The sequence below is a fragment of the Paenibacillus sp. NPDC093718 genome (assembly GCF_050279985.1).
GTDB lineage: Bacteria > Bacillota > Bacilli > Paenibacillales > Paenibacillaceae > Paenibacillus_AQ.
Genome location: NZ_JBNNUS010000003.1, coordinates 395,169 through 408,786, shown reverse-complemented (window position 1 = coordinate 408,786; position 13,618 = coordinate 395,169). Strand labels below are relative to the sequence as shown.

Genomic DNA, 13,618 nt, shown 5'->3' with positions numbered 1-13,618 from the left:
GTTGAAAGTGGGGAATCGCGCATGCGATTTAAAGATGTGTTTTCTATTATTGGGCCCAGTATGGTGGGGCCGTCGAGCTCTCATACCGCTGGGGCCGTGCGGATCGGAAGGGCTGCGCGGCGCATATTTGGAGCATTCCCCGATCAAGCGGAAATTGTGTTCTACGGTTCTTTTGCTGAAACCTACCGCGGCCACGGCACCGATCTGGCTGTCGTAGGCGGATTGCTCGATTTTGCCACGGATGATATGCGTATCCGGAATTCGATCGAGCTTGCGGAGGCGGCAGGCATCGAACTTAATTTCAAAACGGCACAGAATGTGGCCTTTCACCCGAATACCGTGGAGCTGAGGCTGACGGACGGCGATCATACCGATGTCATTGCAGGCGCTTCCATTGGCGGAGGCAGTGTAGAAATGCTGCGCGTGAACGGTTTCGACGTCAAGTTTACGATGAATTATCCGGTGCTGCTGGTCTTTCATGACGATACGCCGGGCATGGTCGCGCATATCACCCGGCTCCTGGAGGCCGGCGGCGTCAACATTGCCTATATGGACGTGGACCGCAAGGGAAGAGGCGGTGATGCCATGACGGTGGTGGAGTCGGATGAAGCGGTCCCGGCTGAGTTGATGAAGCATATCGAAGGGCTGCCGAGCGTACACCGCGTCGTCGTTGCGGATTTGACAGTAGAGGAGGCGCAGTCATGAAGTTTTCTACGCTGGAGCAGATCATCGCATGCTGCCGGGAGGACCAGGTTACGATCGGCCAGCTGATGCTGAATGAGCAGATCAAGGAAACCGGCAAGAGCAAGGAAGAGACGTTTAAACAAATGGCCGATTATTACGGCATCATGAAGGAAGCGGTGCATCGGGGAATCCATGAACCCGTTCCTTCCAAAAGCGGGCTGACCGGCGGGGATGCCGTGCGCGTCCATCAATATATGAGCAGCGGGGTGCCTGCGCTCGGTACCGACGCTTGCACGGCACTGGCCTACGCCCTGTCCGTGTCCGAAGTGAATGCCTCCATGGGGCGCATCGTGGCTACGCCGACAGCAGGCTCCTGCGGCATTATCCCCGGCGTATTCGTCAGCACGCAGGAGCGCTTCGGCTGGGAAGACGAGCATCTGGTGATGGGGCTGTTCAGCGCAGGCGCGATCGGCTACGTTATCGCCAACAATTCGTTTATTTCCGGTGCGGAGGGCGGCTGTCAAGCCGAAGTGGGCTCAGCCATCGGCATGGCGGCAGGCGCTCTGACAGAGCTGCGGGGCGGTACGCCGGAGCAAGCGGTTCATGCCGTTGGACTTGCACTGAAAAATTCCTTAGGGCTCATCTGCGACCCGGTTGGCGGACTGGTCGAGATTCCTTGCATCGTGCGCAACGGCTTCGGCGCCGTGACCGCGCTGGCGGCATCGGATATGGCGCTTGCCGGCGTACGCAGTGTCATTCCATCGGATGAAGTGATTGACGTGATGCTGGAAGTCGGCACGGCCATGCCGTCCAAGCACAGGGAAACGGCCAAGGGGGGACTTGCGCAGACGCCGACAGGCAAGAAAATCCTGAAGGATCTGTATGGCAAGGAAGGCAAGAAATTACGGGAAAAGGGTGGCAAAGCCAAGAAAGACGAAACGAGTGATTGAATTCACACCCATTTTCTTATAACGCCTAAGGCGTCGGCTTCTCTAAGTACGATGAAGAAGAGAAGGAATTTAACATGCTCCGTGAGGGATTTCGTTATGAAATCTCTCATTTTTTTTAGATATAGAATTTATAAGTTATCTTGCTACGCTGATGAAATTCTATATCGCAAAAAAACCAACCTTTGAATCGCGGTCGCTCGTCCATGAATTGGCCTCGACAGAGGTTTTTTTATCTATTTCTACCGCTTTAGCATTTTCCACCTGCCTGAAAAGCTTGATATTATGCGGGTTTGCGGCTTTTTATCGGCCTGATCGAGAAAAAACACCATCTCGCAGAAATACGCTTCTTTACGAATCATGGAAGCGTTTTTATGATGTGGATGGGTAGAAAAATCCGTACCGAGGATCGGCATTGGCTGCCCGAATGATTTTAGAATATTCCCTGCGCTCAGCCAGGGATCTTCGCCAACAAGGAGGAGTGATAGGAAGCGTCTTGCATTTGCAGCACGGACCGGATGAGTAAGCAAACATACACAGATGAGAGGAAATGACGGGGGTAGAGTAGCGATTGCAAAGATTCAGTCAGCCGCATTCAAATGATGGATTAAGAGGAGGAACGAACATGACAAAAAAGTGGTTTCGCATGGCACTCGTATTCACATTAATCATTTCGATCCTGGCCGCATGCAGCGGAGGAGATAAAGAGGCAGCTCCCGAAACGGACGGAGACACAGCACCTCCAACGGCACCGGCAGATCCCGATCAATATGGAGATACAGGAGGCCTCGCGCTTCCATTGGTCGATAAACCGACAACGATCAATTGGATGGTCGTCAGCGAGAAAACCAACCTGAACGATTCCCTGCTTGCCAAGGAAATCGAGAAGCGAACCGGAATCAAAGTGAATTTCCAAGCTTATTCTTCGGCTACGTTTCAAGACAAACTGAAAGTAACCGTTGCATCTGGCAAGCTCCCGGACATTATCCATGGGCTGACGCCTCCGGAGCTGAAGAAGATCGGCAAACAGAAAGCGGTTGTTGCCATTAACGAATATCTCGACATGCTGCCGAACTTCAAAAAAATGTATGTGGACGAGAACCCGTGGGTCATTCCGTCCTTCGGAGACGAATCCGGCAACATCTATACCTGGCCGGTTGCGAACATTAACCGTGATGTCAACCACGGCTTCCTGTACCGCAAAGATATTTTCGATGAGCTGGGCATCAAGGAATGGACGAATACCGATGAGTTTTACCAGGCTCTGAAGAAGTTGAAGGAAGCCTATCCGGATTCCTATCCTTACGCCTCCAAGACGAAGGAGCACATTTTCCGCGACTGGGCCTTCGGCTGGGGAATCGGCGGAGCCAACTATCCGACGTATTACGACGAGACGGCCAAGGTGTGGAAATACGCTACTATACAGCCAGAGCACAAAGAAATGCTCGATTTCATGAAGAAGCTGTACAACGAGGGACTCCTTGATCCGGAATTCATGACGGACACCGATGATTCCTGGACGGCGAAAATGACGTCAGGCAATAAATCTTTTGTGACCTATGACTGGATTGGACGTTTGGACCTGTTCTACAACCAGGTGAAGGATCAAAACCCGAACTATGATCTGAGATACGGAAATCCGGTTGGACCGACCGGCAACGGCAAGACGATCGAGAGCATCACGAACGGCTTCAGCATCGCGGTAGCAAACAACGACAACAAGGAAGCTGCCCTGAAGCTGCTCGACTACCTGACGAGCCCGTCCGGCGCAACGCTGGTAACGATGGGCGTGGAGGGCGAGACGTTCAAGATGGAAGGCGATAAAGCCGTCTATCCGGAGCTGACCGACGTGCCGCTGGTGGATATCAGCGTGCTGGAGGACCGTTATGGTCTGTGGCTGCAAGGTCTGTATGTCAATTCCGATAAGCGCAGCGTGTACTTCAACTACACGGAGAAGGAGCAGGAGGCTCAGGATAAGCTGCTGAACGGCAATAAATTCGAGCCGCTGGATCCGGTTGTGAACTTTACGGATGACGAAACCGCAACGATTGCGGAAATCCAAACCTCGCTGAAGAAATTGGCGGATGAATTTAACGCAAAATACATTCTGAACAAAAACTACGGCGATGCCGAGTGGCAGCAATGGCAGGTCCAGGCTGAGAAGCAGGGAGCCAAGCAGCTCGTCGATATTTTCAACGCAGCCCAGAAGAGATTGGATGAAGCCACGAATTAATCTGCAGAGGAAATAGGAGTGATGGCGGCATCCGGGTACCACGCTCGGGTGCTGCTCATCATCTTAAGGAGGGAACACCATGTCAAGTGCAGGGACAGAGACGAATCTCGCCACTCCCCGCGGCGGGCTTGGAAGAAGAATGGTTTCGGCCTTTCAGCATATGAAGCGGGACAGACAGCTGTTGATTTTGTTTATCCCGTGCCTGTTGTTTTATATTATTTTCCGATATGGGCCCCTGTACGGCTTAATCATTGCCTTTAAGGACTACAGCGTATTCACCGGCATCCTGGAGAGCGACTGGGTGGGGTTCAAGCATTTTGAGAAATTTTTCAACAGTCCGGATTTCTGGCTGTTGTTCAAGAACACGCTGCTTCTCGGTGTATATAATCTGATTTTCGGATTTCCTTTTCCCATCATTCTGGCGATTCTCTTAAACGAGGTCAGAGTCAAATGGTTCAAAAAGTCGGTTCAAACACTCAGCTATCTGCCTTCGTTCCTGTCGGTCGTCATTATCAGCAGCATGATCATCGACTTCCTATCGCCCAATCAGGGAATCATTAACCAGCTTATCGCCGCGCTAGGCTTTGAGAAGACGTACTTTCTCATAGAACCGAGCTGGTTTAGAACCATCTATGTTTCCTCGGATATCTGGGCAACCGTCGGTTATGAGGCCATTATCTATATGGCTGCAATCGCAGGGATCAGCCCGTCGCTCTATGAAGCGGCCAAGGTGGATGGTGCCAAAAGGCGCCACATGATCTTCAGAATTACGATTCCCGCCATTCTTCCAACGATTATTATCATGTTTGTCTTGAAGACGGGATCGATGCTCCGGATCGGATACGAGAAGGTACTGCTGCTTTATAACCCGATGACCTACGAGGTGGCGGACGTATTCTCGACTTATGTCTACCGGAAAGGGCTCCTGGAGAGCAACTATAGCTATGGGGCAGCCGTGGGCTTGTTCGAAGCCGTTGTCGCCATGATATTGCTGCTGTCCTCCAACTACTTCAGCAAGCGGCTGGGAGGTAGCGGATTATGGTAAACAACAAACGCTTCAGCCTTCGGAATATCTCGTTGTTTGGCATCATCAATACGTTGATTCTGACGTGTCTTGCCATCATTACCGTGTACCCTGTCGTGTATATCACCGCTGTTTCCCTCAGTGCGACTTCCGAAGTGGTGCAAGGGAATATCACCTTGTTTCCCAAGGGATTTAATCTGGATGCCTATGCCCAGGTGCTGAATGATGACCGGGTGCCGCGCGCCTACCTGAACACGATTTTTTATACCGCGCTCGGTACGGCCATTAACCTGCTGCTTACGGCTGTAGCGGCTTATCCGCTCGCACGCAAAAACTTTTTCGGGCGTAAGTTCTTTCTGCTGGCAATCATCATGACGATGTTCCTGAATCCGGGGATCATTCCGAACTACCTGATCGTATCGGAGCTTGGCCTGCTGGACAGCGTATGGGCGCTCGTGCTTCCGAATGCGATTTGGACCTTTGAGCTGTTAATCCTTAAAAGCTTCTACGAGAACATGTCGGAATCTCTGCGCGAGGCAGCCGTTGTTGACGGCGCTTCCGAGTACCGCATTCTGTTCCAGATCGTGCTTCCGCTGTCTAAACCGGCGCTGGCCTCGATCGGATTGTTTTACTTCATGGGCCATTGGAACAGCTTCTTTATCCCGCTTATTTATCTGAACGATGCGAATATGTATCCGCTCCAGGTCGTGCTTAGGGATATGCTGATTTTCAGCGAGAACGGCAGCAACCCGAGTCTGGTGGATGCGTCGGCGCTCGCTCCGCAAGCGATGAAGAATGCAACCATCGTACTGTCGATGATTCCGGTGCTGCTGATCTATCCGTTTGCCCAGAAGTATTTTGCCAAAGGGGTCATGCTTGGTTCCGAGAAGGGATAACGGGGAGGTGCCGGGGGCTTTCATGTTGAATATGAAGGGATGACATCCAAGAGAGGTGAATCCGTATGAATCGATTGATCGCCAACAGAGGTTTGCTCCAGATTTTCTTCGCTCTGCAACTGGTCGTCGGCATCATGTTCATATTCAATTACATTGTGTACAAGAATTCCATTACCGGAATTTACGACAAGGTGAGCGAGAACAACCGGATGGTGATCAGAAATATCATTCAGTCGTTTGATACCAGTTTCTCCTCCGTAAACAACCTGATTTTTAATATCCATGCGCTTCCTTCAGATCGGATGCTGATGGAGAACGGCATGCTGGACATGGAGAAAGTCATTTCCTTGCAGGACAGCGTCTCCAGCATTGTGTCCAACGTCGACATCGTGGAGGATGTGGTCATCTCGTTCGACAATCATGATTTGGCCATTACGACGCGCGGAACCAGCAATCTCGACGCCTTGTTTGACAGGCGGTACAAGTCCCAGAAGTTCAACTCGATGTTCTGGAAGACGTTTACCCGATCGGAGCACGAGCTTACCATTTTTCCGGCAGAGGTTTATGCGGATCAGAGCAGCGGATATGGCCGTAATTTGATGATAGCCGTGGACGGCAACAAGGTCAGGATGTCGAACAAAAACCTCATGGTCCTGATCAACGTGAACCGGCTGCTAAAAGGGATCGATTTGAATTCGATGATTCCGGGAGCCTCGCTCATCGTGCTGGATGCGAACCGGAACGTCATCTTGAGCACCGAGAAGGATCTGGATTTGGTAGGCATTCTGAACGACGTATACTTTAACCCGTCCCAGGAAGCTTCCCTCACGCACGACGATTTTGAGTACAATTTCTACAAATCGGACTATAACGGTTTTATATATATCAATAAATTGCCGTACAAGTTTCAAAATATCGATTCCGTCACGAATGCCAATACGTGGATTATGTACGGCGCGATTGCGTTAAACGTCATTTTGTCGGTGCTGCTCAGCATTTATCTGTACCGGCCGGTGAAGAACATTGTACAGCTGCTCGGAGGTAGTTCTCTGAAAGGGAATGATTTCGTGAAAATCCAGAGCGGCATCATCAAGGTCCAACGGGAGAATGAATCCCTAAAGAAGCAGATGGACCTGGTGGATGAGGATATTCGCCGCGGCGTGTTTCTGCAAACGTTGGATGGCCATCACCATTCGCGCGAGCAGGAAATGCAGATGCAGAAGCATTACACGCATTTTTTCCAGTGCCGGCATTTCATGATGGCAGCCGTAAATTTGCAGCCTGCCGGCAAGGGAGCGGCCCAGGCGGATTTTGTCCTGGAGGATTTGACGGCCCAGATTCGAAGCAGCCTGCAGGAACGCTACGAACATGTGGTGGTTTATCATGTGGAAGAACTGAGATTCCTCGCGCTTATCGGTTTGGATCAGCCGTCGGACCGCAAGCAGCTGGTACGGAAATTTGAAGACTATATCCGCCTGTGCAACCAGGAGTATACGGATATGTTCACGGTGTGGGGCTGCGTTAGCCGGACATATGAGTCCAAGATCAGCAACTGCTGCGAGGCATACCGGAACATTAAGGATGGCCGGTTATACCGGAATGTGAATGCAGACACGGATATAGTCGATACGGAGCAAATCCGTTACGTTCCGGATATTTATTATCCGCTTCAGAAGATTGAGAAGCTGAGCAACTGCATGCTGAGCGGCAAGGTGGACGAAGGACTCCAGATCGTAAGTGACATTGTTCAGCAGAATGCGGACCTTCACATCCATCATCATCAGATGGTGCACATTGCGAAGAGCATGTTCTTTCTCGTCATGAAGCAGGCGGACTCGCCGTCCGTTGATCGCAATGAGCTGTTTCAGCTGGAGAGTGATTTCATCCGCAAGGTCGATCAAGCCTACACCTATGAAGAGATTCAGAAGGCGCTGATGGAAGTGATGCGCGTGGTGGCCAATACGCGGAACCATGATCCGCGGAGCAAGCTGAATCCCGCCTTCATCTCCCAATATATCGAACTTCATTATATGGAGAATCTGTATTTGGACCATATGGCTGAAGTGCTGGATACCAGCTCGAAATATTTCTCGAATTATTTCAAGAAGACATTCGGCGTCAATTATGTGGAATATTTGAACAAGGTTCGATTATCGCACGCACGTGAATATCTCCGGAACACGGATCTCAGTATTGCTGAAATCGGAGAGAAAACGGGGTATTCGAACTCTTCCACATTTACGACAACGTTTAAGAAGTATAGCGGCGTATCGCCAAGCGAATATCGGAAAGCATCAGGAAAATAAGAGGTGGAGCAGGAGGGTTCATATTGAAGGCTGTTGCCACGATTCATGGAAAAGTGATTGTTGATCAAATCGAGAAGCCGGCTGAATTGCCGGCAGGCCATGTGCGGATTCGTACCGAATACTCGGCGGTCAGCCCGGGCACGGAGATGATTTTTATACGAAGAGCATCGGATCAAAAGGTCATTATGGGTTATAGCGCTGTTGGAATTGTCGAAGACATGGGGGAAGGCGTGCAGGGGCTAACCGTTGGTCAACGGGTGGCCTGTTATGGGGCTCCTTACGTGCGCCATGCTCAGTGGCTCACGGTGCCTTCCAACCTAACAGCGATGGTTCCGGATGGCGTGGATCCGCAGGAAGCGGCTTTTGCGGGACTGGGAGCGATTGCGATCCATGCCCTGCGGGTGGCGGATCTGCGCTTTGGCGAATCGGCCGTGGTGGTCGGACTTGGCATCCTGGGGCAGATCATTGCCCAGATCGCGCACGCGGCGGCTTGCCCGGTTGCGGGATTTGACCTGAATCCGGAGCGGGTGCAGGAGATGAAGCAGCATATTGCCTATGCTTATGATAACCGGGAGCAGCTTGAGGAGCAGATTCAGGTTATGACGGGCGGACATGGAGCCGACAGCGTCATTCTGTGCGCAAGCGGTCCCGGGGAGGAACTCATCAACTCTTCGATGTCATGGATTCGGGATAAGGGAAAAATCGTCATTGTCGGCGATTTGTCCATGACTTACGCCCGGGACCGGATGTTTGGCAAGGAGGCGCAGGTGCTCATATCGCGAGCAGGCGGTCCGGGCCGGTACGACTCAAGCTATGAACTCAACAATACGGATTACCCGATCGGCTTTGTGCGCTGGACGGAAGGCCGCAACATCGCCGAGTATATTCGTCTGTTGGCGGAAGGGAGAATATCGGTTAAACCGCTGATCTCGCATGTGGTCCCTGTGGATGAAGCGGACAAGGCTTATGAGCGGTATGGCCCCGGATCAACGACGCTGGGGACGATATTTAACTACGCAGACAACGCTTGAATTCCAGGAATCGGATTCCCGGCACAGGAATGAGAAGAGGAAACACGATAGCTGTCTTTCCGAGCAGTGATGGCGCTGCAGAAAGGCGGCTTTTTGCATGCCCCCGGAATCCAATCCGTCAAACATATTAATTTACAATAATATACAAATTCTATTATAGTAGTAGTAGATATGAATAATATCTCGTGTTATATGGAGGCAGTTACATATCTAATCTTCTTGGTATTTATACATATAGGCAGCGTTCCTCGTTTCCATCGATTATTGGAAGGGTGGTGGTTGATTCGAAACCGGTTTACCAGGCTGTAGTGGTAATGGCTTTCCAATTCGAAAAACAAAGGAGCGAAGCGTGATGAAAGTATTCCGAAATTCGATCATCCGTAAGTCTGCTGTGTTGTTCTGCGCTGTTCTACTGATCTTGCCAGCCGGATTGTCTCTGGCGGCCAACAAGCCGTTTCCCCAGCATACGTCGTATACGAGCGGTTCGATTAAACCGAACAATGTGACGCAGTCAGCAATGGACAATGCGGTCAAGAACAAATGGAACAGCTGGAAAGGGTCTTTCCTGAAGCCTGCAGCGACAGGGCAATATTACGTAAAATACAATTCGGCGGGCGAGACGGTGTCCGAGGCTCATGGCTACGGGATGCTCTTCACCGTTCTGATGGCGGGATACGATAGTAATGCCCAGTCGTATTTCGACGGACTTTATCGCTATTATAAAGCGCATCCGAGTAATAACAATCCGTATCTGATGGCTTGGAAGCAGAACAGCAGCTTTCAGAACATAGGGGGAGCCAATTCGGCAACGGACGGCGATATGGACATTGCCTACGCACTCCTGCTTGCGGACAAGCAGTGGGGAAGCAGCGGGGCAATCAATTACCTCCAGGCAGCAAAGGATATTATCAATGCCATCATGAGCAATGACGTTAATCAATCGCAGTGGACGCTGCGCTTAGGCGATTGGGCAACAAGCGGCATCTTCGACACCGCCACGCGGCCATCGGATTTCATGCTGAACCATATGAAGGCATTCCGTGCGGCTACCGGCGATGCCCGCTGGGATAACGTCATTAACAAAACCTATACGATCATCAACTCCATCTATAACAGCTACAGCTCCAATACCGGCTTGCTCCCGGATTTCGTAGTCATGTCGGGCAGCAATTATCAGCCTGCGGAAGAGGGATTCCTGGAGGGGGCGAATGATGGGAAATACTATTATAATTCGTCCCGGACCCCTTGGCGGATTACGACCGACTATCTGATGACCGGCGATACGCGCGCGCTGAATCAATTGAACAAGATGAACTCGTTCATTAAATCAGCCACAGGCAGCAATCCTGCCAATATTAAGGCAGGGTATAACCTGAACGGCACCGCGCTGGTGACTTATAACAGTGGGGCGTTCTATGCTCCTTTTGGCGTAAGTGCGATGACTTCGTCCAGCCACCAGAGCTGGCTGAATTCGGTATGGAGTTACACGGCGAATGCATCCGCCGAGGGGTATTATGAGGAAAGCATCAAGCTGTTCTCGATGATCGTCATGTCGGGTAACTGGTGGACATATTAATGCATAACGCCCTTTAATTTTATATAAATATAAAACAAAACCCTGATCCGCATTGGATCAGGGTTTTGTTAGGTCTTTCCTACCAATAATTGATTTGTAGCAATAAATAATAAGAAATTGCATTGAAATTTCATGCCGAGCAGTGTTAATATCTTATCAAATATAAAATGTTTTATATTAATCTAAATTAAATAGCAACGAATTTACCGAAACGTACATCTTGATTTTTTATTTATGAAAGGGTTTACAAAAAAACGAGTCGGGAACGAAGGGAGAATCATATGCACAAGAGCATGCTGAGTAAGACGGCTGCGGCAGGGATAGCCGCAGTTTTAATGGTGGGAGGTTTAGGCGCTGCAGGCCAAGGGCCTGCAGCGAGCAGTCCGGAGGTATACGCGCAGGCGGCGCAGGTGAAGAAGGGGGAGAAAGCGCCTGTATTCCGAGAGGCATCCGTCCACGATCCGTCCGTCATCAAGACAGGGGATACCTACTATGTGTTCGGTTCTCATCTGGCTGCCGCCAAATCGAAGGATCTGATGAGTTGGGACATGGTAGCGTCGGGGGTCTCGAATGGCAACCCGCTGATTCCGAACGTGACGGAGGAATTGAAAGAAACGCTGGAATGGGCGCAGAGCGATACCCTGTGGGCAGCCGATGTGATTCAGCTTGCCGACGGCAAATTCTATATGTACTATAATGCTTGCAAAGGGGATTCCCCCCGCTCGGCTATGGGCATCGCTGTAGCCGATCAGATCGAAGGCCCGTATAAGGACACCGGCATCATTCTGAAATCCGGCATGTGGGACGAGATTAGTGAGGATGGAACCGTCTATGATGCTACGAAGCACCCGAATGTGGTGGATCCGGATGTGTTCTTTGATAAGAACGGCAAGCTGTGGATGGTATACGGCTCCTATTCCGGCGGGATTTTTATAATGGAGCTGGATCCTAAGACCGGAAAACCGCTGCCTGGGCAGGGATACGGCAAGAAGCTGCTCGGCGGCAATCACAGCCGGATTGAAGGGCCGTACATGCTCTACAACCCGACCACGGACTATTACTACCTGTATCTGTCCTACGGGGGATTGGATGCGGTTGGCGGCTACAATATGCGGGTCGTCCGTTCCAAAAATCCGGATGGTCCTTTCTACGATGCGGAGGGCAACGATATGAGAGAGGTGAAGGCCGATCCTTCCCTTCCGATCTTTGATGACCGATCGATTGAGCCGTACGGCGTGAAACTGATGGGGAACTACTTGTTCAAGCGCTTGATCGGCGATCCGGGAACGGGGATCGGCACCGGGGCCGTATCGCCGGGCCATAACTCCGTCTATTATGATGAACAGAGCGGAAGAACATTCCTTATCTTTCACAGCCGCTTTCCCCAGCGGGGGGAAGAGCATGAAATCCGGGTGCATGAATTGTATATGAACCAGGACGGCTGGCCGGTATCGGCTCCATACCGCTATGCGGGTGAGGCAGCCAATGAATCCAAGAAAATTACGCCAAATGATGCAGCCGGAGACTACAAGCTGATTCAACACGGGAAAGATATTTCGTCCGTCATAAAAGAATCGATGCCGATTGAGCTTCATAAGAACGGTAAAGTGACGGGCGGTGCATCCGGGACATGGAAGATCAGCGGCAAGCGGGATGTGTTGCTTGCTCTGGATGGAAAGAGTTATAAAGGCGTACTGACTCTGCAGTGGGACCCGGAAGCGAAGCGGCAGGCGATGACCTTCACGGCTCTCTCGGCCGATGGCACCGCTGTGTGGGGCGCACGTCAGCTTGATCGAAGCGACAAGGAACTCGTGGATGCCGTGCAGAAGGACCTGTCCCTCGGGGATGTGAGCGGGGTTTTCTACGATCTTGATCTGCCGTCAGAGGCTTCCGGCGGTGCGGTTATTCGCTGGAGTTCCTCTCATTCCCAGGTCGTATCAGCGGAAGGTAAGGTCCATCGTCCTGCTGCCGGGGCCGGGGACGCGAAGGTTACGCTGACCGCTCAGATTACAAAAGGCAAAGCGAAGACTTCCAAGACCTTTGACGTGACAGTGTTGCAACAGTCAGCAGGGCCGCTGCTGCTGAATTACCCATTCAGTGAGAATGAGGGTGGCTCGGTATTAGACAACTCGGATAATGGATTTCATGGCAAGGTCCTTGGAGGAGTCCAGTGGAATGAGAAGAGCCGGCAGGGAGGCGGAATGGACTTTAACGGCTCGGACGGCTATATTGAACTGCCGAATCGGGTTGCGGATACAGAGGACTTTACCTTTGCTGCTTGGGTATATTGGAAGGGTGGAGCACCGTGGCAGAGAGTGCTCGACGTAGGGAACGGACTTGCCAGGCATATGTTTCTGACACCATCCCAGCATTCGGGCGTTCTTCAATTCACGCTTCATGGCAGCATGGGAGATCAGAGCCTCCTGTCAAAGGCACCACTGCCGAGCAATGAATGGACGCACGTTGCGGTCACGCTGCAAGGGGATGCCGGTAAGCTGTACATGAACGGTCAAGTCGTAGCATCCGGTGATCATATGAAGCTGAATCCGAATGAACTGCTGGCAACGGAAGCTTACTTAGGTAAAAGCCGGTTTGTGGCCGACCCTTATTTTAACGGGAGCTTGGATGAGGTGCGGATTTACAACGTGGCGCTAACCGACAGCGAAATCAAGAAGCTGGCGGAATGACTTTACACGATGTATCATGAGTTATGCGTGCAGACTACCGTCTGCACGCTTTTTGTATTGGCGTTTAAAATAACGGTTGACAGGAGGATGTATTTCATATATCTTAATATTAAGTTAAGCAACTATATAAAAGTTAGTTGATTGAAAGGGGTAAGTTTAAAGTGTTTAAACGTTAGCGAAGAAGATGAAGCAGGTTAATCATTCTATATGTATATATCTTTAAATTAAGATATC

The 13,618-nt window shown here is 51.0% G+C and carries 9 protein-coding genes; all 9 read left to right on the top strand.

What is annotated here, in order from left to right; genetic code table 11:
- Positions 1-21 precede the first annotated feature (21 nt).
- The 9 genes from sdaAB (at position 22) to ACQKPA_RS11685 (ending at position 13,384) form a co-directional block, all read left to right on the top strand.
- Positions 22-705, top strand: a complete 684-nt coding sequence (gene sdaAB, locus ACQKPA_RS11725; RefSeq protein WP_071222255.1) for an L-serine ammonia-lyase, iron-sulfur-dependent subunit beta — start codon at positions 22-24, stop codon at positions 703-705.
- Complete coding sequence (sdaAA, locus tag ACQKPA_RS11720; protein ID WP_427492343.1) at positions 702-1,634, top strand: L-serine ammonia-lyase, iron-sulfur-dependent, subunit alpha; 933 nt, start codon at positions 702-704, stop codon at positions 1,632-1,634. Before sdaAB ends, sdaAA begins: the two co-directional genes overlap by 4 nt.
- 622 nt (positions 1,635-2,256) lie before the next feature.
- Positions 2,257-3,864 carry an extracellular solute-binding protein gene (locus ACQKPA_RS11715; RefSeq protein WP_194540661.1) on the top strand — a complete coding sequence of 536 codons (1,608 nt, stop codon included), beginning with the start codon at positions 2,257-2,259 and terminating at the stop codon, positions 3,862-3,864.
- A gap of 79 nt (positions 3,865-3,943) precedes the next feature.
- Positions 3,944-4,909: an ABC transporter permease gene (locus ACQKPA_RS11710; RefSeq protein ID WP_427492340.1), complete on the top strand. Its 966-nt coding sequence runs from the start codon at positions 3,944-3,946 to the stop codon at positions 4,907-4,909.
- A complete protein-coding gene (locus ACQKPA_RS11705; protein WP_009595681.1) occupies positions 4,903-5,784 on the top strand; it encodes a carbohydrate ABC transporter permease in 882 nt (293 codons plus the stop codon). Before ACQKPA_RS11710 ends, ACQKPA_RS11705 begins: the two co-directional genes overlap by 7 nt.
- 65 nt (positions 5,785-5,849) lie before the next feature.
- A complete protein-coding gene (locus tag ACQKPA_RS11700) occupies positions 5,850-8,090 on the top strand; it encodes a helix-turn-helix domain-containing protein (RefSeq protein WP_427492338.1) in 2,241 nt (746 codons plus the stop codon).
- Between the two features lie 23 nt (positions 8,091-8,113).
- Positions 8,114-9,121, top strand: a complete 1,008-nt coding sequence (locus ACQKPA_RS11695; RefSeq protein ID WP_427492336.1) for a zinc-dependent alcohol dehydrogenase — start codon at positions 8,114-8,116, stop codon at positions 9,119-9,121.
- A 352-nt stretch (positions 9,122-9,473) separates the two neighbouring features.
- On the top strand, positions 9,474-10,697 hold the full coding sequence (locus ACQKPA_RS11690) for a glycosyl hydrolase family 8 (protein WP_427492334.1): 1,224 nt from the start codon (positions 9,474-9,476) through the stop codon (positions 10,695-10,697).
- Between the two features lie 281 nt (positions 10,698-10,978).
- Positions 10,979-13,384 carry a family 43 glycosylhydrolase gene (locus ACQKPA_RS11685; protein WP_427492332.1) on the top strand — a complete coding sequence of 802 codons (2,406 nt, stop codon included), beginning with the start codon at positions 10,979-10,981 and terminating at the stop codon, positions 13,382-13,384.
- Positions 13,385-13,618: the final 234 nt, after the last annotated feature.